23 protein-coding genes are annotated in these 22,618 nt (G+C 33.0%); 8 read left to right on the plus strand and 15 right to left on the minus strand.

Translation table 11 applies throughout. The features are described from left to right. Positions 1–237 precede the first annotated feature (237 nt). A complete protein-coding gene (locus tag ACN6NE_RS28075; protein ID WP_129708087.1) occupies positions 238–1,437 on the minus strand; it encodes a GTP-binding protein in 1,200 nt (399 codons plus the stop codon). A gap of 395 nt (positions 1,438–1,832) precedes the next feature. Here ACN6NE_RS28075 and ACN6NE_RS28080 point away from each other — a divergent pair, with 395 nt between their 5' ends. The 3 genes from ACN6NE_RS28080 to tatC all read left to right on the plus strand — a co-directional run bounded on the left by ACN6NE_RS28080 (position 1,833) and on the right by tatC (position 4,475). Continuing rightward, entirely contained in the window at positions 1,833–3,467 is a 1,635-nt protein-coding gene (locus ACN6NE_RS28080; protein ID WP_474328578.1) for a PhoX family protein, read from the plus strand. A 12-nt stretch (positions 3,468–3,479) separates the two neighbouring features. Further along, positions 3,480–3,662 carry a twin-arginine translocase TatA/TatE family subunit gene (tatA, locus tag ACN6NE_RS28085; protein ID WP_412999988.1) on the plus strand — a complete coding sequence of 61 codons (183 nt, stop codon included), beginning with the start codon at positions 3,480–3,482 and terminating at the stop codon, positions 3,660–3,662. 66 nt (positions 3,663–3,728) lie between these two features. Next, positions 3,729–4,475, plus strand: a complete 747-nt coding sequence (tatC, locus tag ACN6NE_RS28090) for a twin-arginine translocase subunit TatC (protein WP_474328580.1) — start codon at positions 3,729–3,731, stop codon at positions 4,473–4,475. A 176-nt stretch (positions 4,476–4,651) separates the two neighbouring features. Here tatC and ACN6NE_RS28095 read toward each other — a convergent pair whose 3' ends face one another. Further along, positions 4,652–4,849, minus strand: coding sequence for an IDEAL domain-containing protein (locus ACN6NE_RS28095; RefSeq protein ID WP_474328582.1), 198 nt, complete (start codon positions 4,847–4,849; stop codon positions 4,652–4,654). Between the two features lie 700 nt (positions 4,850–5,549). On the opposite strand from ACN6NE_RS28095, the gene ACN6NE_RS28100 reads away from it, so the two are divergent. Beyond that, positions 5,550–5,972: a hypothetical protein gene (locus tag ACN6NE_RS28100; protein WP_205664415.1), complete on the plus strand. Its 423-nt coding sequence runs from the start codon at positions 5,550–5,552 to the stop codon at positions 5,970–5,972. Positions 5,973–6,078: 106 nt separating this feature from the next. Here ACN6NE_RS28100 and ACN6NE_RS28105 read toward each other — a convergent pair whose 3' ends face one another. Then, positions 6,079–6,546: a hypothetical protein gene (locus ACN6NE_RS28105; protein WP_474328584.1), complete on the minus strand. Its 468-nt coding sequence runs from the start codon at positions 6,544–6,546 to the stop codon at positions 6,079–6,081. 655 nt (positions 6,547–7,201) lie between these two features. On the opposite strand from ACN6NE_RS28105, the gene ACN6NE_RS28110 reads away from it, so the two are divergent. Together ACN6NE_RS28110 and ACN6NE_RS28115 are read left to right on the plus strand one after the other, a co-directional pair. Next, positions 7,202–7,723 carry a PadR family transcriptional regulator gene (locus ACN6NE_RS28110; RefSeq protein ID WP_474328586.1) on the plus strand — a complete coding sequence of 174 codons (522 nt, stop codon included), beginning with the start codon at positions 7,202–7,204 and terminating at the stop codon, positions 7,721–7,723. 3 nt (positions 7,724–7,726) lie between these two features. After that, positions 7,727–9,436, plus strand: coding sequence for an MFS transporter (locus ACN6NE_RS28115; RefSeq protein ID WP_474328624.1), 1,710 nt, complete (start codon positions 7,727–7,729; stop codon positions 9,434–9,436). Positions 9,437–9,860: 424 nt separating this feature from the next. Here the strand turns inward: ACN6NE_RS28115 and ACN6NE_RS28120 are convergent, their stop codons facing one another. Beyond that, positions 9,861–10,847 (minus strand): beta-ketoacyl-ACP synthase 3, encoded by a 987-nt coding sequence (locus ACN6NE_RS28120; RefSeq protein ID WP_474328588.1) that lies wholly within the window; start codon positions 10,845–10,847, stop codon positions 9,861–9,863. Between the two features lie 199 nt (positions 10,848–11,046). Here ACN6NE_RS28120 and ACN6NE_RS28125 point away from each other — a divergent pair, with 199 nt between their 5' ends. Continuing rightward, entirely contained in the window at positions 11,047–11,748 is a 702-nt protein-coding gene (locus ACN6NE_RS28125; protein ID WP_474328590.1) for a phosphopantothenoylcysteine decarboxylase domain-containing protein, read from the plus strand. 99 nt (positions 11,749–11,847) lie between these two features. On the opposite strand, the gene ACN6NE_RS28130 is transcribed toward ACN6NE_RS28125, so the two are convergent. The 10 genes from ACN6NE_RS28130 to ACN6NE_RS28175 all read right to left on the minus strand — a co-directional run bounded on the left by ACN6NE_RS28130 (position 11,848) and on the right by ACN6NE_RS28175 (position 20,556). Then, positions 11,848–12,177 (minus strand): nucleoside triphosphate pyrophosphohydrolase, encoded by a 330-nt coding sequence (locus ACN6NE_RS28130; protein WP_129708005.1) that lies wholly within the window; start codon positions 12,175–12,177, stop codon positions 11,848–11,850. A gap of 155 nt (positions 12,178–12,332) precedes the next feature. Continuing rightward, positions 12,333–12,803, minus strand: a complete 471-nt coding sequence (locus tag ACN6NE_RS28135) for a DinB family protein (RefSeq protein ID WP_474328592.1) — start codon at positions 12,801–12,803, stop codon at positions 12,333–12,335. Between the two features lie 44 nt (positions 12,804–12,847). After that, positions 12,848–14,017, minus strand: coding sequence for a cysteine desulfurase family protein (locus ACN6NE_RS28140; protein WP_474328594.1), 1,170 nt, complete (start codon positions 14,015–14,017; stop codon positions 12,848–12,850). A 2-nt stretch (positions 14,018–14,019) separates the two neighbouring features. Further along, complete coding sequence (locus tag ACN6NE_RS28145) at positions 14,020–14,424, minus strand: iron-sulfur cluster assembly scaffold protein (protein WP_097813557.1); 405 nt, start codon at positions 14,422–14,424, stop codon at positions 14,020–14,022. A gap of 1 nt (position 14,425) precedes the next feature. Next, entirely contained in the window at positions 14,426–15,595 is a 1,170-nt protein-coding gene (locus tag ACN6NE_RS28150; RefSeq protein ID WP_474328596.1) for a LuxE/PaaK family acyltransferase, read from the minus strand. Next, on the minus strand, positions 15,592–15,858 hold the full coding sequence (locus tag ACN6NE_RS28155) for an acyl carrier protein (RefSeq protein ID WP_097813555.1): 267 nt from the start codon (positions 15,856–15,858) through the stop codon (positions 15,592–15,594). Before ACN6NE_RS28155 ends, ACN6NE_RS28150 begins: the two co-directional genes overlap by 4 nt. A 33-nt stretch (positions 15,859–15,891) precedes the next feature. Continuing rightward, complete coding sequence (locus tag ACN6NE_RS28160; RefSeq protein ID WP_474328599.1) at positions 15,892–16,929, minus strand: flavin-containing monooxygenase; 1,038 nt, start codon at positions 16,927–16,929, stop codon at positions 15,892–15,894. Between the two features lie 81 nt (positions 16,930–17,010). Continuing rightward, positions 17,011–18,780 (minus strand): fatty acyl-AMP ligase, encoded by a 1,770-nt coding sequence (locus tag ACN6NE_RS28165; RefSeq protein ID WP_129708021.1) that lies wholly within the window; start codon positions 18,778–18,780, stop codon positions 17,011–17,013. A 49-nt stretch (positions 18,781–18,829) separates the two neighbouring features. Continuing rightward, the gene (locus ACN6NE_RS28170; RefSeq protein WP_043980830.1) at positions 18,830–19,162 is read right to left on the minus strand and encodes a carboxymuconolactone decarboxylase family protein; all 333 of its coding nucleotides are present in this window, start codon (positions 19,160–19,162) and stop codon (positions 18,830–18,832) included. A gap of 785 nt (positions 19,163–19,947) precedes the next feature. Continuing rightward, positions 19,948–20,556: a TetR/AcrR family transcriptional regulator gene (locus tag ACN6NE_RS28175; protein WP_129708024.1), complete on the minus strand. Its 609-nt coding sequence runs from the start codon at positions 20,554–20,556 to the stop codon at positions 19,948–19,950. Positions 20,557–20,745: 189 nt separating this feature from the next. Between ACN6NE_RS28175 and ACN6NE_RS28180 the strand changes: the two genes are divergently transcribed. Then, positions 20,746–21,927, plus strand: coding sequence for a YhgE/Pip domain-containing protein (locus ACN6NE_RS28180; protein ID WP_474328602.1), 1,182 nt, complete (start codon positions 20,746–20,748; stop codon positions 21,925–21,927). Positions 21,928–22,057: 130 nt separating this feature from the next. Here ACN6NE_RS28180 and ACN6NE_RS28185 read toward each other — a convergent pair whose 3' ends face one another. Continuing rightward, positions 22,058–22,582, minus strand: a complete 525-nt coding sequence (locus ACN6NE_RS28185; RefSeq protein ID WP_474328604.1) for a PCYCGC motif-containing (lipo)protein — start codon at positions 22,580–22,582, stop codon at positions 22,058–22,060. Positions 22,583–22,618 lie beyond the last annotated feature (36 nt).

The raw sequence follows: 22,618 nt of genomic DNA on the forward strand, positions 1-22,618 counted from the left end.
AAACAGCAAAACCACTGGTCCTCATCAGTGGTTTTGCTGTTGCATAATTAAATTTTGCTAATCGGTGCTCGGTTACATCTTGAGTAGTTTGCTCAAGTTGCTATTTATTATTCTTTTTATACTCTTAAATAAAAAAAGAAACAGATCTAAAAAGACTGTTTCTTGTAAAATTCCAATCCATCATGGTACTTTACCCCTTTTATCATTAAAATAAGAAAGCGTTATGCGAGATATTTTCTATTGTGCCTGTTGCAAACTCCAAGTAAATGAATCTTTAAGCTTACTCCAATCTTCTCCAAACTCTTCATCTGTTAGAAGACATTGATCTAATTCCCTTTCTATTTTATCTTGCTCTAAATCCACGCCAATAAATACTAATTTGGTGTAACGATCTCCAAATTGATCATCCCATTCGTCTAATAAATATGGATTTTGTTTAATGATTTGCTCTTGTTGATTTGCTGGTAAGGAGGCCACCCAATAAGAAATAGGCTCAATACTTACTGATGGCCCAGCTTGAGACATTAAAAGTGCTAAATTATTTCTGCTTGCACACCACGCGATACCTTTAGCTCTCACTATTTGTTTTGGCATTGAATAAACCCATTTAGTAAAACGTTCTGAATGAAAAGGCTTCTTTATATCATATACAAAAGAACTGATTCCATATTCCTCTGTTTCCGGTGTATGCTCATGGTGTCCTTCATTGAGTTCCTTTATCCAACCAGCTGAAGCACTAGCTTTATCAAAATCAAACAAGTCTGTGTTTAAAATTTCTTGAGGTTCAACTTTTGCATTAATAGTACGAATAATTTTAGCACTAGGTTGTAATGTTCTTAATACATTTTCTAATTTCATCAGTTCATCATTTGATACTAAATCACATTTGTTTAAGATTAAAACATCACAAAATTCAATTTGGTCAATTAATAAATCTGCTATTTCTCTTGTGTCTTCTTCTCCTAAAGCTTCTTTACGATCAAGCAAAGAATCTCCTGACTGGAAATCTTTCCAGAAACGATTTGCATCTACGACTGTCACCATCGTATCAAGTTTACAGAATTGAGTTAAATCAATTCCTAATTCCTCGTCGATATATGAAAAAGTTTGTGCCACAGGAACCGGTTCACTTATTCCTGTAGATTCAATTACGATATAATCAATGTTTCCTCTTTTAGCTAATTTCTCTACTTCAACGAGAAGATCTTCTCTTAATGTACAACAAATACATCCATTTGACATTTCAACAAGCTTTTCTTCAGTTCGAGATAAATCTGCACCTTGCTTTACTAATTCAGCATCGATGTTGACTTCGCTCATATCATTTACAATCACTGCTACTCTTAATCCTTGTCGATTCTTTAGAATATGATTTAATAACGTGGTTTTTCCAGATCCTAAATAACCACTTAAAACTGTAACTGGTATTTTCTCCATAAAAATACCCCCTTATTTTTATTATTGATTTCTTAATTAAAAAGATATCACAAAATAAATCGTAATCATTACGTTTTTTATTTTATAAATGAATTATATCATGGTGTTTCTTTATGTAAATGTTTGGATTTATTATTGTTTTATTCCTTCGTTTGATAGATTTTTAAAATTTTAAATTTACAATCTTTAATAAAATATTTAAAAAAACTTAACGACTACTTTACTCTAGTTTTCTATGCTAATAAATGAACGAACGATATCTCTTTCATAGATTAGTAGATGTGAATAGATGAGCTCTATTTATACTTTGAAAGACATTCACATAATTACATAAAAAATGAGGAATTCCTGAAAACAATTAAATACATGTTGAAGGAATATAGGAGGATAATTTGATGGAGAGTAAACCATTAAATCGACGTATTTTTTTATCACGCATTGGAGCAGGAGCTACGGCTCTAGCAGTTGCTACTTCTGGTTTAGGTGTCCTAAGTGAGGCAGCTAATGCACAAACTGATAGCCTACTGCGGATAAAGCCAAAAAAGACAGGCTTTAGATTTACACCAATTAAAGCTACGACCAAAGATGATGTAATTCTTCCAAAAGGATTTAAATATGATGTTGTAGCTGCTTATGGAGACATCATTAACCCTAAGAAAGATACATTTGGTTATAACAATGACTTTACTCTTTACTTTCCAATTAAAGGTAGTAACCGTGGATTGCTTTGGGTAAATCACGAATATACAAACCCCCTTTACGTGGAAGGGGCAAAAGTAAATGATAAGTATACTCCTGCCCAAATTGAAAAACTTCTTTATAACCAAGGTGGTTCAATTATTGAAGTATACTATGACAAAAAAGAAGATAAATGGAAAATGGATGCTACTTCAAAATATGCACGCCGTATATCAGGATTAACACGCTTTAAGCTTACAGGTCCTGCAAAAGGAGAAAAAGCTGTAGGTGGTGCAATTAATGTTCAAGGAACCTTTGCTAACTGTTCTGGTGGAAAAACATTATGGAATACCGTACTATCTTGTGAAGAAAACTTTGAAGATACGTCAAAAAATGCCGGATTAGACCTAACCCACTATGGCTGGGTCATTGAAGTTGATCCATTTGATCCAAATTTCCAGGTCCGTAAACATACGGCTTTAGGGCGTTTCAACCATGAAAATGCTTCAATGGGACTTGCTAAAGACCAACGCGTAGTCGTCTACATGGGGGACGATAAAAAAGATGCATGTGTATATAAATTTGTAAGTAAAGACAAATATAAGCCGGAAATGGGAAAGGCAAATTCCCGCCTTCTTGATAAAGGAACTTTATACGTAGCAGATTTTAAAAAAGGAAAATGGATCCCTCTAACTATTGAGGCAGTAAAAGCTGCTGCTGACGGGAAACCAGATTTACTGGAAAAATTCCAAACTCAAGGTGATGTTGTAACCAACTGTCAAGAAGCAGCAATTCTTCTTGGCGGAACACCAACAGATCGTCCGGAAGATGTTGAAATTTCACCATTCGACAGCACGATTTATATTGCTCATACCAATAATGACAAGCACGGAAATCTACATGGACATATTACTCGTTTCATAGAAAAAAATAATGATCATGGGGAAACTGAATTCGAATATGAGATTTTTGCAGCCGGCGGGCGTCAAAGTGGATTTAGTGCACCAGACAACTTAACGTTTGATAGTAATGCGAACCTGTGGACTGTAACAGACATTTCATCGAGTAGTCTAAACAAAGATGCATGGACAAGTTTTGGTAACAATGGTGTATTTGTTATCCCAACTGTGGGTGACGATAAAGGAGTTGCTTTGCAGTTTGCCTCTGCCCCAATGGAAGCTGAATTTACAGGTCCTTGCTTCACACCAGATGAAAAGACCTTATTTTTATCTGTTCAACATCCTGGTGAAGAAACAGAAGATCTCAGTAACCCTACAAGTACATGGCCGCACCGTAAGGGTGAAAAAGTGCCACGACCAGGAGTTATTGCTATTACAGGATTTAATTTCTAAGGAGGAAATCAAGTGTTACAAAATATTGGTATACCAGGATTAATCCTAATTTTAGTCATTGCTCTTATCATATTCGGTCCATCTAAGTTGCCAGAAATCGGACGTGCTTTTGGCAGTACTTTAAGGGAATTTAAAAACTCTACTAAAGACTTAATGTCTTCAGAAGAAAAAGAGGAAAAGAAAGAAATAAAATAATGTGAAGGGGGATGTAAGCAGAATGCTTACATCTTCGCCTGTTTTTCAGAAAGGAGGAACAGTAGGTTGGATAATAAAGAAATGCTTTTTGTTGATCATCTTGAAGAATTAAGAAAACGAATTATCCTTACATTAGCCGCCTTTTTACTTTCTTTATGTGGCTCATTTGTTTATGTGCAGAACATATACGCATGGCTTATCCGTGACCTTGATCACGAATTAGCTGTGCTGGGGCCAAGTGAAATTCTCTGGGTATACTTTATGATCTCAGGCGTAGTGGCCATTGCTCTTACCATTCCAATTGCTGCACACCAAATATGGTTATTCGTAAAACCGGCACTTTCTAAAAAAGAACGAAAAATAACGTTATCGTATATCCCCGGCCTATTTATCCTTTTTATTACAGGTTTATCTTTTGGTTACTTTGTTGTATACCCAACGGTACTTAGCTTTTTATTATCTCTATCTGAAGGACAGTTTCAAACCATGTTTACGTCTGAAAAGTATTTTAAATTCATAATTAATTTGACGTTACCATTTGGCTTTCTATTTGAAATTCCACTTGGTGTTATGTTTTTAACATCCCTTGGTGTTATTAACCCTATGTTTCTTTCAAAAGCTCGAAAGTTATCTTATTTTCTGCTTGTTGTTGTATCGATTTTAATTACTCCACCTGATTTTATGTCAGATATACTAGTTACTGTACCACTTTTAATTTTGTATGAATGCAGCGTAACCTTATCAAAAATTGTTTATCGGAAAAAGCTTAAACAGTCATCGGATAATGTCATTAAAATGAAGAAAACTTCTTAAAAAAACAAACTTCTTTTCTTAAGAAGTTTGTTTTTTGTTCAAATATGGGGTTATTCTAACTAGAATTTTAATTACCTATAAAATATGAATTATAATGTAAAAAGAAAAAAAAGCCTTTGCTCTTACATACTAAGGTTGCTTTTTGATGAGTTTCTTCTATAAAATAGGTTCTTATATCAAGAAACAAACTTAAGTTCCTCTGTTAAACGTAAAAAAGTTTCTTTGTCTTTATTTTTTAGTGATTGATTAATTTCCTTAAGTATCTTACTTTTTTTAAAATCCTTCATAACTTGATCCAAAAACAATTCAGTCAACACTTCATCAGATATGCTTGGTTCAACTCGGTTCATTTCATTGGACACATTATTTTCCATAAAAGGTCAACTCCTTTATCTTTTCTCTTTTACAAACAGTATTTCCCTTTTTCGCTATTTTAATACGAGATTGATAGATAAATTGGGACATTTAATAATATTCGACATGTGTGTTTATAATGCCATTACCTTGTTGACCTTTGCTTTATATCTATAATTAGATAAGAAAACTCAAAACTATTTTATTGGTTAGTATTCCATTAAAAATAGGTTACATATAATTTATATTGCAAATGTATTTTATTCATTTGAGAAAAATCAAAAACTAACTTATAAAAATCATAGTTTTATCATTTACTTTACTTGACGACAAATTGTGGGTTTTTCTACAAGGTGTGTAACAGTTAATACTACTTTTAATAAAATACGTTAATCGTTACCTTTTTTAATAACAATAAAACACCTTTATATAGAAATTATTATATCTTTTAGATTTACATCATTTTTTTGAAAACTATATAATCTGTATATTACAATCAGAAAAAGGTTCTATTTGTCGTCAGGTAGAGTAAATGATAAAACTTATATTATTTAATAAATATTTTCATATTTACTCATAAGACTGAGTTGATTTTATAAAGGTTAAGCTTTAATATGTAACCAGTACATAAAATTAAAACAAAAAAACTATGATATAATTACCCAGGATTAAACATAAGATCTTGGAACCGCAGGAAGTAATAATGAGGAGTTAATGAAAATGAGTATGGCAACCTACATTGGTTTAAATTTTGCAGTAAAACTTAATGAATATTATACGGAAGATGAGGTTGAAATTGACTATGTTTTCTCAGATGAAGAAAATCGTAAGGTAGTTCAGCAGAAGTATTTTACTACACCGTATCTTTATGAGATTGCTGAAAAAGGGCATCCAATTTGGGAAATGAACAAATATCATAAGATTCATTCTCCACATAACTACGAAAAATCAAAAAAAACTTTCCTCTATTTATGTGACCTTCTAAAAAAGTTACTTCCAAAAGGTGATTATTGCGAAGTCTATATATGCTGGCTGGGAGAAGAAGAGGAAGAGCTTGAGAATAATTTGAAAATTGATTTAAACAATCTACAAATAGATACTATAGAAATTTATGAGAAATGTTTCATCAGAATAGAAAACTAGGGGGCTATTATCATTTATTCGCCCTTTGAAATATCATAAAAAAATAGAGCCCTAAAAGTGTTCAACACTCTCAGGGTTCTATTTCTTATACCTGTTATGTATGTAACTAATGTTTCTGTTGACTTTGACTAGACAGATATTCAGATACATCATTTGGAACTTTAAGCTTTAAATTAAGATTTTTAATTTCAACGTCAATATAAGGAATACCTTTGTAAGTAATAATTGTAGCAACTTGTTTAAGTTCTTTTTTACCCTTATTTGATGTCTCTCCCAATTTAGCAGTTTCTTCTTGATACATTTTATAGACATTCTCTTTCTTAGCATCGGCAGGGAGATCTGCAACATTCCATTTATCCACTTTTATTTTATTGATAAATGTATTTATATCTTGCTGCTTATCAATAGTATTTAATACTACGTCTGGATGATTTACAGATGATACTTCTACTTTTTTAGCTTGGTCAAACCCTAAGTTTACGTCTTCCTTCATATCTTTTTCCTTTGAGCTACAACCAAACAAGAGTATAGATATACTCAAAGCTGCTATGACCCCAATATAAACTTTTTTCATAAATATCCTCCATGTAATATCCATTAATTTACATAGAAAATTTTAACACTAATTCTTTGCTATTACTATACATCTAGAGACGTAGATTGCTATAAATCTCCTGTACAGATTTAGTTACCATAAAACGCGTTCTAGGCACCAAAAAAAGCACCTAATCATTAGATGCTTTTCTCCTCTTATACAAGAGTTTTACTAGAATTCAATCTATACTAGTCATAACAACTTGAGCTCCAATATAGAGTAATATTAAGACCATAATAATTCCAATCAGTATCTTTTTAAAACTGCTCATTTAATATCCATATCTCCTTCTTAGTACTTACAAATGTATAATCTAAATAATAACATTTATGGATAAATAAAGTGTTTTAATTTACATAATCACTCTTTCCGGAACACATCACAAAAACGAGCCCTTGTCTTCCAAGGGCTTTTTACTTTTTTGTTTTTCTTATCTATACAGGATTATATACATCGTTAATTTAGTGGCTTTTATGCCTTTCTAAAAAGACACACAAATGCATAAAAAGGAAGCTACTTATACATCAATTCCTTTTACTAACTGTGGTGAAAAACAATCCATTGACGTTTATATTAACATTGTTTATATTAATATTATACATATAAACAATGTTAATATAAAGGTGGAATAAAAATGAATATTCAAAATGTTATTTTAGGTTTTCTAGTTGAAAAACCAATGAGTGGCTATGATATTAAACAAATGATGGAAAATTCGGTTTCATACTTTTTTGACGCTTCTTATGGAGCAATTTATCCAGCACTTCGAAGAATGGAAAAAGATGAGCTTATAGAAAAGGAAGTTATTCAACAAGATGGAAAACCTAATAAGAATCTATATGTCATTACTTTAAAAGGAGAGAAAGAATTTCAGGACTATATGAATAGTCCCTTAAATCCTACGTTAATTCGATCAGATTTGCTAATACGTATATTTTTCGGACAATATACAAACTTCGATAAAATTAAAGAATGGTTGAACACAGAGAAACAAAAAGCTCAAGCACAATTAGACAATTTGACATCTCTTAATGAGAAGTACCCTAATATGGAACGTCATAAGAAAATTACACTTCTTTATGGAATTGATGAGGCAAAGTTTACCTTAGGTTGGATAGAAAGAGAATTACAGCAGTTAATGAATGAAGGTAATTAAATGATGAGGAAGAAAAGCCATACAAAAATTTTATTATTAATGTGTTTAGGAATCTTTATATGTATGATTGATTCTACAATAATGAATATTACCTTGCCTGCTATCCAAGAAGACTTACATACTACGTTAGAAACGAGCTCTTGGATGCTTAATGTCTATACAATGACTATTGCAGTCCTTGCCATACCCATGGCTAGGTTTGCAGATATGTTTGGAAGAAATAGGTTTTATTTACTAGGATTAATAGTATTTGGTTTAGGATCTTTATTATGTGGCTTATCCATGTCTGCAAATTTTCTACTCATAGCTAGATTTACTCAAAGTGTGGGGGCAGCTATCCTTATTCCACTTAGTATGGTTATAGGGGTAGGAATAATGCCTACAGAGAAAAGAATGATTTCGCTAACTTTATTAGGCGCAACACAAGGTTTATCTACGGCATTAGGTCCAACAATTGGGGGAATTATTACAGAAAAATTAGACTGGCATTGGGTCTTTTATGTGAATATCCCCATTTGTATTATTGGAATTATCGCTTGTGTATTCTTACTTCCTTTAAAACAGGAAAAGACAGTTGAAGCTAGGATTGATTGGGGAGGATTAATTCTTTCAACGATTGCCTTATTCACCGCAACCTTAATATTAATTAAAGGAAACTCTTGGGGCTGGACTAGTAAAGGGGCTCTAATTTGCTATCTAACTAGTATGATCTCGCTCGTTTTATTTATTGTAATAGAAAAAAGAGTACAAGATCCTATGATTAATTTGTCCCTTTTCAAAGACCGCCAGTTTCTAGGATCTGTATTAACTGTATCGGCAGGGTATGTCTTTTTAATCGGAGTGATGGTATTACTACCACAATTTTTGACAAGGTTTCAAGGAAAAACGGAATTAGAGGCAGCTCTTCTTGTTACACCTGTATCAGCAGCAATCTTCTTTTTTTCACAGTTAGCAGGGTTATTGGTTAATAAAGTTGGCTTTATTGTTCCTGTTATTCTAGGTTTTCTTATTATGGGAAGTGCTTACTACCTTCTAGAGAATTTAAGCATTAATAGTACAACAACGGAAATTATTACATTATGTACACTATTAGGGGTTGGATTTAGCTTTATAATTGCTACTGCTACAATAGCAAGCACCTCTTCATTTGAAGGTGAATTATTAACAGCTTCACAAGGGGTATTTTCCATGCTTCGACAAGTTGGTGTTGTTTTAGCAGTCGCCATTTTTGTTGGAGGATTAACCAATAAAATCGATCAAAATCAAGACAAAGTAATGAGATATGCTCAAACACAAATGAATCAACTCAATATAGAGAAAGCTGAACAAACTAGGATATTACGACATACAAAGAACGTTCTTTATTCCGATAAAGAACATGTTGAAGAAGATAGTCAACTTTCTAAAAAGCAAATAGATAGAATGATTAACCAGAATGCAGAAGATATATTAAAGGACATGCCTTTAAACAAGAGGGAGGTAGCTAAGCCGTTAATATATAAACAAGTATCTGAAAAGATAGAAAAAAAACAAACAGAAATAGATAAATATTCGAAAAAAGTCAATGAGTATGGAACAGATAAAATTGCGAGTAGCTTTAGTAACCTTTATAAATCTACCGTTCCCTTTGTGTTTGTTTGTGCCTTTTTAGGATTTACGTTCAGAAAGAACAATCAGAAAAAAATAGTTACAGATCAACTGAAAATAAATTAACGTGATAATTGTCTATTAATAGCTAATAATAACTTATATGCAAAAGCCCTAAATAAAGGGCTTTTTTGTGATGTTTTTAGTAGTGTAACTACTTTAAATAGCAAAGAATTAAATGCTTATGAAACGTTGAAGCTTACATCGAATAATTTATTATACATAAAACAAAAGTTAATTTCCTCAGAGATTATATCTCTGTGTATTAATTACAGCTACTTGGGGTTTTTCTCCCTTAATTCAATATCTTTAATGAACATATAGCCACTTATGTAGATACCTTTTAATAAATTGATTAAAGTTCGTAAAAGTATACTTTTACGGACGAGATATTTAAATCTATGACAAGATGTTGAAGTAGTTATTATCGTTAACAAAATAAAAATCTGCCTCGGAGCGTCAGAAGAGGCAGATTTTTTATAAATTCCTACTACTTTGTTAAATCCCATTTAATAATGTGTCCTGCGTGAGTAAGACCTCCTCCGAATCCGTAAAGCAAGAGAATATCTCCATTCATTAACTTTCCATCATTTATCCCTATTTGTAATGCTAATGGAATCGAAACAGATGAGGTATTTCCCATATACTCGACACTAGTCAACGTTTTATCTAACGAAAAGTCTGATCTTTCACATATGGATTCAATCATTCGTAAGTTGGCACTGTGTGGAACAAACCAATTTACGTCATCCCTTTGAAGATTCGCTTGTTCTAGCAACTCCGATATTCCTAAAGGGATTGTTCGAGAAGCCCACTTATAAACTTCCCTTCCGTTTTGAACCATCTTGCCACTAGAACTTAAAGGTTGTCCATGCATAGTGGTAGATAAATTTGTACGGTATACATGTTTACCTCCTTTTCCGTTCGTCCCAATATGAGTGGCTATAAAACTTGGGTTCTCTGCGTCTTTTTCCACTAAAACAGCAGCTGCTCCATCACCAAATAAAACACAAGTAGTACGATCTGTATAATCTGTAACCTTGGACAAAGTTTCTGCTGTAATAACTAAAACTTTCTGATGAAGTCCAGATGTAATAAATCCATTTGCCATATGTAATCCATATGTAAAGCCAGCACAAGTAGCATTGAAATCTAAAGCGCCTGTCTGAGGGATATCGAAGTAATCTTGTACTTGACTGGCTACACTTGGGAATGCATAGTCAGGTGTTGTTGTTGAAACAACAATACAATCTACATCATTTAATTCTTTCTGATATTGCGCCACTAAGTTTTCAACTGCTTTAATAGCTAAGTTAGAAGAATATTCGTTTTCATCAGCAATCCTTCTTTCTCTCATACCAGTTCGCTGTACAATCCATTCATCATTTGTATCAACGATTCTTTCTAAATCATCATTTGTAAGTTTTTTTTCTGGTACGTATGTACCTATTGCTGTAATACGTGCAGTTGATTTCATCGAATTCACCTTTCTTTAACACCAAGATATATAAAATGATATTAGTACTAGGTACCAATAAAGTCAATAACTTCATATGAAAAAATTGTAAATAAACTTTAAAGTTTCTTAGAAGATACATATGTATTGCTATTTAGACTGCGGTTTATTTAAGATTTATTTATGTAATAAAATAGAATTATAAAAAGGGGCAAAAGTAATGTTAGGAAAAAATATACTTATTACCAGTGGTGGATGTATAGAAAAGTGGGATGAGGTTAGGGGACACACTAATTTAGCTAAAGGGAAAATAGGGAAAATGATTGCAGAGGAAGCATTAGCAGAAGGAGCAACAGTTACATATTTACACGGCTATTTTGCAGAAAAGCCCTGTGATAAGGATTCAGAGAATTTAAACTTAGAAAGTTTTGAAGGAATAGTAGATCTTCAAGAGAAAATGAAAGCCATTATCTTAAGTGAAAAGATAGATGCTGTTATCATGACAGCTGCAGGGTCGGATTGGATAGTAGAGAAGATGTTGGACAAAGACGGGAACCTTATTCCTCAGAATGGAAAAATATCTAGCGACAATCCTCCGGTTATTCACTTTAAGAAAGCACCTAAAGTTTTAAAGCAAATTAAAGAATGGAACCCTAATCTCATGCTTGTAGGTTTTAAGTTAGAAAGTAACGTAGATAAAGAAACCCTAATAGAGAGAGCTAAAATAAGAATGGGTACTTCTAAGGCTAATTTAATGGTGGCAAATACTTCTGATTCCTTACATGTTAATTCAGCTACACATTATATAATTAATCAAGATAATGACATATACCAGTGTGCCAATAAAAAAGAAACAGCAAGTATGATTATACAAGCCCTTAATCAGTTATTTTTACAAGAAACAACAGCTGTTTCAAGATAGGTTTCTTAAAAAGCTAGCACTTGCTAGCCTTTTTACTCCCTAGAAAATCCATTATGTTAACTAAGAGTGTAATATACTAAAGTTGTTTGAGATTCATTTTTAATCTTTCTTACGCACTTCTATTAGAAATAATCTTTTATCAAAGGCTCCTCTTTTATTTTTTTTATATTGTCTAACTTTTTCTAACTCTTCGATAGAAAGCCCATGACAATGCGTTAGGCCGTATATTACTTCTAATAAATCTGCAAGCTCTTCTATAACCTCCTCGGGGTTAGAAGCAGCTAAATACTCATTTAATTCTTCCTGACCTTTCCTTTGAAGTTCTTTTAAATAATCCTGTTCTGTTAAAACTTCAACCACACACTCGCCTCCGGATTCTTGGATAATTTCGGGTATGCGGTCTCTAATTAGTTTATTGTAAATGGTCATTTATCTTATCTCCTTTATAATTACAATGTTTACTATACAGACGCAGCAGAACTATCTCAACAAAAAAACAAGCCTTTGAAAACAAATGCTTGTTTTTGTTTAGAGCTTAGTAATATAAACTGTTAGAGGGTATTTTTCATCTGTATCTACATTGATTAGTTTTTTACATTTTCATATTCGACAACACGTTTCATTGCTTGAATGTGGCCCAAATGATTGGATTCATGTAATACGGCCAAACCTGCTAATTCTTCATAAGTTTCAAATCCCATAAATGGTTTTTGAAGTGTTTCCTTTAATTGTTCATTTGGAATTTGCTGAAGACGAATAAACTGATCCTTGAGCTGAATAACCAATTCGTCTAAGCTAGGCACCTCATCCTTCCAATCAGCTGGTTTTGTACCATTACCAAACAATTCGATATAATTTGCTGGAAGGTAAGTCGTTTTTTCTGGAAAGCCAAACATTAATTGCTCAGTGAATGTTAATACATGACCAACATGCCAATGAATTGTATTGTTAAAACCATCTGGCTGAACACTCGCTACTTCTTTAGAAATAGATTCTACATTTCTTATAAAGTAATCCTTTGCCAATTTAAACTGCTTAAATACTAATTCATTCATATAGTCTCACTACCTTACAATCATTATTTTCCACTCTAATATTCCTATACAGGTATTTGATACTTAGGTGAGAAAGAACGTAATCTCATAACGGCATGCTTTAAATGTCTAACTAGCTGATATATTTCATCTTCAGTGGTTAGTGCTCCTATACTTATACGAATTGAGCTTCTAATCTCGTCATCTGTCTTTCCAATTGCTTTTAATACATGTGAAAGTTTTGATGACGTAGAGCTACATGCGGAAGCAATAGATACACAAATTCCTAATTCATTTAACATACTGGCTAAGGATTCTCCTCTAATCCCAGAAAATTGAATGTTTATCGTGGAGGGAACATTAGCATGTATGTCTCCGTTTATTAAACAATCCTCAATTTCTGCGTGGAGATTAGTTAAGAATAAGTCACGTAGGTACTCTGTCTTTGTAAAATTTAAGTATAGATCTTCTTGAACTATTTTTGCAGCAATCCCAAAACCGACAATACCTGCTACATTTTCTGTTCCAGAACGCATACCAAATTCTTGAGATCCTCCAAGGATAAGAGGAGGAATATTCACACCTTCACGTAAATATAAACACCCTACTCCCTTAGGTCCATAAATTTTATGTGCTGACATGGATAAACTATCAATTGGAAGTTCCTTTAAATTAACTTGTATTTTCCCAACTGCCTGCACTGCATCGCAATGGAAATGAATATTGTGCTTTTTACACAAGTTACCTATTTCTTTTATAGGCTGTATAGACCCAATTTCATTATTTACCATCATGACTGTAACAAGAACGGTTTGGCTAGTTATAGCTCTTTCGATATCATTAACATCCACAATACCAGCCGAATTGACAGGTATTGTGGTAATTTGAAATCCATGATGCTTTCTTAAGTAATCACACGTTTTTAAGATAGCTGGATGTTCAATTGAACTTGTAATAATATGCTTCTTCTTTGAATTTTTAGCTGCTATGCCTTTTAATATAGTGGAATTTGCCTCAGATCCACCACTTGTAAAAAATATATTACCATCCTCAACACCAATAAGATTAGCTATATCTTTACGTGCTATTTCAATGGCCTCTTTAGCACGATACCCTATAGAATAAGTACTCGACGGATTTCCAAAATGATTTTGAAGATACGGTAACATACCTTCTAACACTCTTGGATCAATAGGAGTAGTGGCATTATAGTCAAAATAAATAGGTGTATGCATTGTTAAAATGCACCTTCCCCTTCAACCAGAAATTCTTTCTGTTCAAATTTCTTTTTTGTTGGATTTGCGCACTGATTTAGAATATTTAAAGCGATATCCACACAGTGAAGCTGTGAAGGTTCTAACTCACCTAACCATTCAACAACATCATCGCGTGTAATAGACGAAATTTCAGCTTTAGACATACTAACTATTTTTTCTGAAACAATACTTGCTGTAGCAATAGACGTAGAGCATCCATAAGCTCTATAGGCCACATCGGAGATAACCTCTTGGTTTAACTTTAAATACATGTGTACTGTATCACCACAAATAGGATTACTGATCTCAATCACATAGTCCGCATCTGTAAGTTCACCAATATTCCTAGGATTCATAAAATGATCACAGATTATATCATTGAACATTTTAAATTCCCCCTTTGATAGCCATGCCTTTTTCTTTTTCTTCGATAAACTTTTCAAGGTTAATTGCACAACAACCTACTTCTACTCCTGGCATCCTTGAAATATATACTAACGTCTGTCCATTACGACCACATTCGCAAGATGTATCTTTTCTTAAATAGCCAACATCTTCTGTCAGAATGAAGCCTGGATAAGAAATAGAAGTTGGATCATAAATAGCAATAACGCCTCTTTCTCCATATTCAACTTCTTCTAAGACATTGTGTGGGTTACGCATAGAAACGTGTACCCATGGTGGAATATGTTTTTCTTGTTTATGGCATTCTACTGCAAGCATATTAGCTTCTACTAATCCATACATATCCCTTACATTGTATGACTGAACACCTAAGTATTCATGACAAAGCTCATTAAATTCTGCTCGTGGAATTTCTTCACCAGTGAACCTTTTCCATCCTCCAAGCGTAATAATAAAGCTATTCTTTTCTAAATTAAGTTTAATATTGCGATCCATACAATATTTAATTAATCTATATACTAAAAATGGAGGACCTACTATATGTCTAGTATGCTTTCCATCCCAACTTTGTAAGACTTCTACAGCTTTTTCGGGGTTGAATGTTATTTTCTTTACTAAATTAACGCTACCATCTAATAAACCAGCAAAAACGTTCAGTGCTTTTACCATTCCCATTTCAGGCATTTCTTCAGTTGGTGGGAAAAGGAATAATCCCATCCCTCTGGAGAACTTAAAGAACTCTCTATAGGTGGTTACAACACTATCAAATGCACTATCCATCGTTAAGCGATCACGACGAGATACACTAGGAATACCACTTGTTCCTGTACTTCTCATTTCAAATTCAACTTCGTTTAATTTCGATGTCATAAGAAGATGAGAATCGCATTGTTTAAATGTTTGAACTGGAATTAAAGGGATTTTTGCTAAATCATTAAAACCCTTTATATCCTGAGGACTAATGTTTTTCTTCTTACATAAATCACGATAAAATTCGTTGTTTTCATAATGATAGTTAAAGTTATCTGCGATAACGCTACCTTTATATTCATTTACTGTATCAAAAGGCATTTTATAAAGGTTATGAGCACTGCCGACTAATGTATTTAACGGGGATAATCCTAGTTCTTTTAACTGAGTAGATAAGTTCATTTAATAGCCTCCTTAGTGTTCTGAGCTTGTATTTGTTTTACTAACAACACAACGTCCTCAATCGTTTTGCACCAGCCATAGTCCTCAGTTGGAATGCTAATATCTAACTTTTGCTCTAAATCTAGAACAAGTTCTAGACGATCAGTTGAATCCAGTGATAAATCTCCGGACAAATTGCTATCTATTTTAATATCTGTTTCTTTTAAAGGTGAAAAAACTAAAATAGACTCTCTTATCATCATAAAAATCTTATCGTTTTCCATAGTTAGGACCCCCACTAAAACTTTTCATATGAATTAAGTTATATGATTTGCTAAGAACTTAGCGTCTTCTCCAACCCCTAATAATAAGGCGGAACCTCGTCGGTATTGCCATGATAACCCTAGAAAGTAAAGACCCTTTTCTTTTGTTATGCCTCGATCATGAATTACATTATTGTTTTGATCAATTATGTTAGGGACCTCAATCCATTCGTAATCATTGTGGTAACCAGTGGCCCAGATGATATTCTCTGGTTGGACCTTCTCGCCATTTTGACAAATTAAACTCTTACCATCTGCCTTTGAAACTTTTGAAACCTTTTTAACAGCTCCTCTACTGAGCAGTGGTTTTAACTCTTTCCCTATAATTGGATCATTTTTTTTCATAAACTGTCCCAATTTTGAATGGATAGTTGCTTTTGATACTCCAAGCACTTGGAACCACCAAAAAATACTCCTATTCAGTAATGTATAGGGTAGGAATTTCATTCGTTTACCTACAGATAGGTAAACTTCTCTGCTTTCAGCTAACTCCGTTGCAATCTGTACCCCTGAATTACCAGCACCCACTACTAAAGTCGTTCCTTCCTTTAATTGAGTCGGGTTTTTATAATGAGCTGCATGAATCTGAAAAATGTCTTTTGAGATATCTTTCTCAATATCTGGTACAAAGGGTTTTTGAAAGGGACCAGTCGCAACTACTATATTTTTCGCTACGTAATTTCCCTTATTAGTAACGAGGTGGAACTGTTCATTCTCTTTAAATAAATTAATAACGGCTGTATTCAGTTGAACTGGAAGATTATAATGATGACTATAATTCTCTAAATAATCGGCAATCTCATCTTTGTTAGGGTAACCATGTGGCGATCCTTCTACGTTCATGCCCGGTAGTGCACTATGAGATCTAGGTGTAAACAAGGTTAAAGAATCGTAACGATGACGCCAAGAGTCTCCGACCCTACTATTAGAATCTATAATTAAAAATGAAAGAGATTTTTGTTTTAAATAATAGCCAATAGCTAGTCCTGCTTGCCCAGCACCGATTACAATTGTGTTATATGAATTTCCCATTTAACATCCCTCCTTTAACAATAGTAAGTACATTATGCGTAGTAGGATGAATTTATTAGGAAAAGAGGGAAAAGAATGAATTTAATTATGCCAAACCTCTAAACCATTATTTAAATACGCGTTTTTACAAGCACGTCTTTGGATTTTTCCACTAGATGTTTTTGGTATACTGCTAGTCTTTAAAAGGTAAATAGCGTATGGCTGAACTTCATGTTCCTCCATTACTTGCTGACGGATGTTTCTTAAAACATTGTCTAAATAACCTTTTAACTCTTTTTCTGTATGTGATCTAGGCCTATATTTACGTTCAATTTCAGCAACTATAATCAACTTCTCTTCCCCATTGATATCAACAGAGAAAGCAGCGCTGGCTCCTGAAATAATGGCTTGATCTGCTTTTTCCACAGTTAATTCAATATCTTGTGGGTAATGGTTTTTCCCTCTCATTACAATGACATCTTTCAGTCTACCTGTTATAAAAAGCTGGCCTTCATGAAAGAACCCTAAATCTCCCGTTCTTAAAAAGCCATTTTCGTTTGTGTCTTTCACTGTATTATTAAATGCATAATTTGTTTCTTGTTCTCGTCCAAAATATCCTTTTGTGATACTGTCCCCTTTAACCCAAATTTCACCTATTTCATTTGATGCACACGTAGATAAGGAGTCAGTGTTAACAATTTCTACTTTCTGATCAAGCCAAGGAATACCGCAAGCAACTAATTTAACTGAATCTTCAGAATTTATAGGTCGCTCTATAGCTTTATTTTCTAGAAGACTTTCTTTGCAAAAGCCTTTGGAGACAGGCTTTGTTAATTTTTCATTACCTGTTATAAATAAAGTTGCCTCAGCCATACCGTAGCACGGAAAAAATTGATTTAGTTTAAAACCACAATCTTTAAAAGCCTGGGCGAACTTTTGAATAGTTTCATAACGCACGGGTTCAGCCCCATTAAAAGCAACTTCCCAACTACTTAAATCAAGCTGCTTCTTTTGTTCATCTGTAATCTTTTTTAGACATAAGTCATAAGCAAAATTAGGTCCACCACTAATAGTTGCTTTGTACTTTGAAATAGCACTTAGCCATCGAAAAGGCTTTTGTAAAAAATCCATTGGCGACATAAATACACATTTAGCCCCAAGATATAGTGGTTGTAGAATGTTACCTATTAACCCCATATCATGATACATTGGTAGCCATCCGAGCATGACTGTATCCTCATTATGCTGACAAGCTGCTTTGATCATGGCTTCATTATGCAAAATATTACCGTGAGTGACCATCACTCCTTTAGGGGAAGATGTAGATCCTGAAGTATATTGTAAAAAAGCTAAAGAATCTTTATCTATCTTTGGTTGCGACCACTGATCTTGATAATCATGAGATATATCGTCAATCGGAATCCACTTTAGATTCATGTTTGTAAGTTCATCTGAGAAATGAAAGCTTATTTTTGAATGCAGTTGCGTAGTTGTCAAAATAATATTAGTAGCTGCATCGTCCATGATCGCTTTTAAACGTAACATATTTCTACTCAACCCAGGAGGATACACAGGGACCGGTATTACATTCGCATAGATACAACCTAGAAAAGCTTTAATGTAGTCTATTCCAGATGGATACATTAAAAGAGCTCGTTGCCCTTCTAAACCTAAATGTTGTAGGTAAGCAGCGATTTGCTTAGCACACGTATGAAGTTCTTGATAAGTAATATTAATTTCATCCTTGTTGTCATTATATAAAAATGTGTAGACCACCTTTTCAGGATGAATCCTCGCTTTATGAGATAACAAGTCAATCATTGAAGAATAACTACTATTTGGAATAGTAGGATTGTCTATCAATTTTTCCACGCCGCCTACACCTCATCTTATATGTTCTAAAATCAACAAACTAAAAAATTCACTCTCTTTCGAAGGCATTGATGGCATTTACACTATGACTAATTGCAGCTCCAGCTTTAAGTGCAGCTGCTACAGTTACTGCTTCTAAAATTTCATCCATAGTTCCACCTAGTTTTTTATACTTAGCTACATGAGCTTCAATGCAATATGGACATCCTGTTGTATGTGCTACAGCAATAGCGATCAACTCTTTTGTTTTAGGAGGAATCGTACCTGTATTAAAGACTTCATGTTCAAACTGCATAAATTTTGCTGCAACCTTTGGTGATCTTTCCTTTAATTCACCTAATCTATTTAAATATGATTTTTTATATAAAGTATCGTCTGACATTTTTTATTTCTCCCCTCATTGTTTAAATATAAGTAACTATCATAAAGAGTAAAACAAACTACTTTAAAATAATAAAAACTTATTTAATTATCGGACGATTTTTCCACCTCTTTTTCATAATGGTAATATTTTACTACACGGAAATAGAAGAAAATTAACCTATAATTACCTCTATTTGTAAAAAAGGTAGCTACAAATGGATTCTACAAACAATATTTTGGGTTGTCAATCACTTTATTTCAAATTTAAGAATAATTTAATAACTATTTTACAAGACTTTTAGGAGGTGAAATAAAGACTATTTATCCACTAGGATAAGTACAGTATTATGCTTAAAATTATATTGATAAAATCAAAGTGAAACTCATTTCAACGAGTATTTTTGGGGAGTTTCATAAAAATAAAAGGACTATAAGATATAAGAAAGTTTAGATGTTTTTTTAGAGCAGATGAATCTTTATTTAAAAGTGAGATATTCACTACGTATAATATGTTTCTATAACACTCAAACATTTTTTTGAATGTTAAAACATATGACAACGTTACCATTTTTGCCAAATAAGAATGATACAAAAAATTTTTAAAAAAAGAATGAAATTTACATTTGGAAATGAAGGTAAAAGATGATGAGGATAGAGTGAGGGATTATATCTATCTACATTCAAGATCTCTTCTGGAAGTTATCCTAGATATAATCCCATTTTTATAAAAACCTAGGTGATGCTGATCTTTTCGAAATTGATTATTGAAGTAAGTTTAGAACTCTTTACAAGCTTAATTTTATCTTATGCTTCAATTTCAAAACCTGAAGACTGTAATGGACCAATTGTTATTAACTTAACTAACTGTACAGCCATATGTTTAGGAGAGTAGACTAAGTCATTATTAACCCACCATTCTACTGTACCAATCAATGCTGAAGAAATGAAGTGTATTAATAATTCTGGAGGAGTTGAAAACTTTTGTTCTTGTAAATTTATTGTGGCGAATTCTTTTCTAAATTTCTCTTGAAGAACTCCTTGCATCTTGCGATTAAATCCATGCACCCCTTTTTCACTTAACATGATTTGATAAAACGTAGCATGATGAAAAATATTTGTAAATATAGCCTCAATCATTGATTGAAATTGAGATATTTTCACTTCTCTCTTTTGGATATATACACACGGGTTAATAATATCCGTTAGTTCACTAAAGACTTCATCAATTAGTTTGTCTACTAAATCCTGTTTATCTACATAGTGAAGGTAAAAAGTTGCTCTGTTGATTAGCGCATGATCTGCAATATCCCTAATAGTAATAGATTGATAACCTTTCTCTTGAATTAAATCAATAAACGATTCTTTAATCATTTTTCGTGTTCGAATAACACGCAAATCTGTTTTTTTTAACATTTTCTCATCACCTGTCTATGATTTCAGATTTAATTAACACTCAGGGTTCATTTGTTGTATATATAACAAAAAGCACAATATTGATTATTGAGTATGTGAGAATAAGGAATATAATTACATTGTATATAATAAGGCGTTCCTTATGCAACGCCTTGTCAATGAAAACAAGATGTTCAGGAGGGAGATTACGTGTGCGTATTTAAGAGTTTTTTTTCACAAAAGAGATTTTGGGGGAGCTTACTAGGAATTATTATAGTGGTGATGATTTTTAGTATTGCTTTCATAGGATCAATTGTTAATCCCACTCCGAAGGACTTGCCAGTTGCATTAGTAGTAAATGATAAAGGTGCTGAGCTGCCTAACAAGACAAAACTGAATGCTGGTGAACAATACAAAGAAGCGTTACTAGATAATAAAGATATTCCCTTTAAATGGTCAGTGATTGACGCGAGAGAAGACGCTATCAGTGCAATGAACGAAAAGAAATACTATGCAACGATTGTGATTCCAGAGAATATGTCTCAACAAATTTTGTCACTTCAATCTCCTTCACCACAAAAGCCAGAAGTAGAGGTAATTATTAATCAAGGAATGCATTACACGGCTGCTAATACAACAAAGCAGGTTATCGATCAATTGCTTTCTAAAATAAATGGTCAAATTCAGGATACTGTTTTTACCCAGTTAGAGACTAATAAAGCTACTATTACTCCTTCGCAAGCGAAACTTTTGAGCAGTCCTTTACTTGTGAAGAATGAAACAGTTAACGAAGTTGGAGATCATACAGCCAATGGAAATGCCCCTGTATTATTTACACAAATAATATGGATCGCAGTCATTATTAGTTCTGTTATTCATTTTGTTATTATGAAGAAGGTTACAAATGGCCGTATAAGTATCCGGTCTGTTTTAGCTCAATTAGTTGCAGGACTACTATTTGCAACCGCCATTGCTTCTACAGTCCTTTTATTTACCGATAATGTATTAAACGTTAACATATCTGACTTCCAGGCAACATTCTTATTTTTACTCTTTACTGCATTTATGTTTTATTTACTTCAAAACGCTATTTTAAATTGGTTAGGATTAGTAGGAGTTCCATTATTCATCTTACTTTTTCTCTTCTCAATTCCGGTATTAAATTTACCTCCAGAGTTTCTACCTACAGTAACTCAAGATTGGTTTTATTCATGGGTTCCTTTTAAATATAGTGTAGAAGGTCTACGTAATATCTTCTACTTTGGAGGGCATGATATTGAAAGCTATTTATTTGTTCTAGGAATGATAGGTGTGGCTTCATTTATAATCATGTCGCTTTCTATACTCAAAACAGCAAGTAAAGAAAAAACAATGGTAGCTGTAGAAAAGTAATTTTTATTTATTAATAAAAAAGACCTTGAGAAGAGCAAGATATATTACTTACTCTTCTTAAGGTCCTATTTGTTTTAATCAATCTTTTGATATCTTCAATTACATGTAAGCTATAAGCCTATACTTGACCTTAAACTTCAGGAGTTGGTGTTGGTTTTGCATAACCACTTTTATATTTTTCATCAATTGATTGACGAATTTGTTTAATTGATTTGCCGGATTTTAAATCAGAAACGGATTGAGCTGCTATTTCGAGGCAAACACCACATTTTGTTCCATGGTCATCCCATACTACCTTTCCATCTTTTTTATTCTCATGGATAAAGCAATCATAGTTATTTTTGTGCCCTGCCGATTCACCACAGCCACAGTAGCATGGAATATTCTCGAGTAGCTCTTTGTTTTGGGCAGCATTCGCGTAAATTGTTTGCATCTCTTCTGGTTTATCCTTCAAAAATTCAGGTAAAACCTCATTACTTGCTGTTTTTTCCCTAATGTCACCACTAACATGTTCTGAATGTTGTTGATGCTCTTTCTCTGTAGCATTTGTTTTTTCCTTACTAGCTGTTTCTTCACTTGTATTTGAACTTGAACAAGCTGTAGAAACTATGCTCACTAATAACATGATTAATACGATTAAAGACTTTTTATGCAACTAAGACACCCTTTCCTACTATTATATTAGTAACTA

The sequence above is a fragment of the Priestia sp. 53B2 genome, assembly GCF_056099005.1.

What these genes read in the sequence shown, in the direction of transcription:
- ACN6NE_RS28075 (WP_129708087.1), bottom strand. Translation starts at nt 1,437, where the DNA reads ATGGAGAAAATACCAGTTACAGTTTTAAGTGGTTATTTAGGATCTGGA.
- ACN6NE_RS28080 (WP_474328578.1), top strand. Translation starts at nt 1,833, where the DNA reads ATGGAGAGTAAACCATTAAATCGACGTATTTTTTTATCACGCATTGGA.
- ACN6NE_RS28095 (WP_474328582.1), bottom strand. Translation starts at nt 4,849, where the DNA reads ATGGAAAATAATGTGTCCAATGAAATGAACCGAGTTGAACCAAGCATA.
- ACN6NE_RS28100 (WP_205664415.1), top strand. Translation starts at nt 5,550, where the DNA reads ATGAGTATGGCAACCTACATTGGTTTAAATTTTGCAGTAAAACTTAAT.
- ACN6NE_RS28105 (WP_474328584.1), bottom strand. Translation starts at nt 6,546, where the DNA reads ATGAAAAAAGTTTATATTGGGGTCATAGCAGCTTTGAGTATATCTATA.
- ACN6NE_RS28110 (WP_474328586.1), top strand. Translation starts at nt 7,202, where the DNA reads ATGAATATTCAAAATGTTATTTTAGGTTTTCTAGTTGAAAAACCAATG.
- ACN6NE_RS28115 (WP_474328624.1), top strand. Translation starts at nt 7,727, where the DNA reads ATGAGGAAGAAAAGCCATACAAAAATTTTATTATTAATGTGTTTAGGA.
- ACN6NE_RS28120 (WP_474328588.1), bottom strand. Translation starts at nt 10,847, where the DNA reads ATGAAATCAACTGCACGTATTACAGCAATAGGTACATACGTACCAGAA.
- ACN6NE_RS28125 (WP_474328590.1), top strand. Translation starts at nt 11,047, where the DNA reads ATGTTAGGAAAAAATATACTTATTACCAGTGGTGGATGTATAGAAAAG.
- ACN6NE_RS28130 (WP_129708005.1), bottom strand. Translation starts at nt 12,177, where the DNA reads ATGACCATTTACAATAAACTAATTAGAGACCGCATACCCGAAATTATC.
- ACN6NE_RS28135 (WP_474328592.1), bottom strand. Translation starts at nt 12,803, where the DNA reads ATGAATGAATTAGTATTTAAGCAGTTTAAATTGGCAAAGGATTACTTT.
- ACN6NE_RS28140 (WP_474328594.1), bottom strand. Translation starts at nt 14,017, where the DNA reads ATGCATACACCTATTTATTTTGACTATAATGCCACTACTCCTATTGAT.
- ACN6NE_RS28145 (WP_097813557.1), bottom strand. Translation starts at nt 14,424, where the DNA reads ATGTTCAATGATATAATCTGTGATCATTTTATGAATCCTAGGAATATT.
- ACN6NE_RS28150 (WP_474328596.1), bottom strand. Translation starts at nt 15,595, where the DNA reads ATGAACTTATCTACTCAGTTAAAAGAACTAGGATTATCCCCGTTAAAT.
- ACN6NE_RS28155 (WP_097813555.1), bottom strand. Translation starts at nt 15,858, where the DNA reads ATGGAAAACGATAAGATTTTTATGATGATAAGAGAGTCTATTTTAGTT.
- ACN6NE_RS28160 (WP_474328599.1), bottom strand. Translation starts at nt 16,929, where the DNA reads ATGGGAAATTCATATAACACAATTGTAATCGGTGCTGGGCAAGCAGGA.
- ACN6NE_RS28170 (WP_043980830.1), bottom strand. Translation starts at nt 19,162, where the DNA reads ATGTCAGACGATACTTTATATAAAAAATCATATTTAAATAGATTAGGT.
- ACN6NE_RS28175 (WP_129708024.1), bottom strand. Translation starts at nt 20,556, where the DNA reads ATGTTAAAAAAAACAGATTTGCGTGTTATTCGAACACGAAAAATGATT.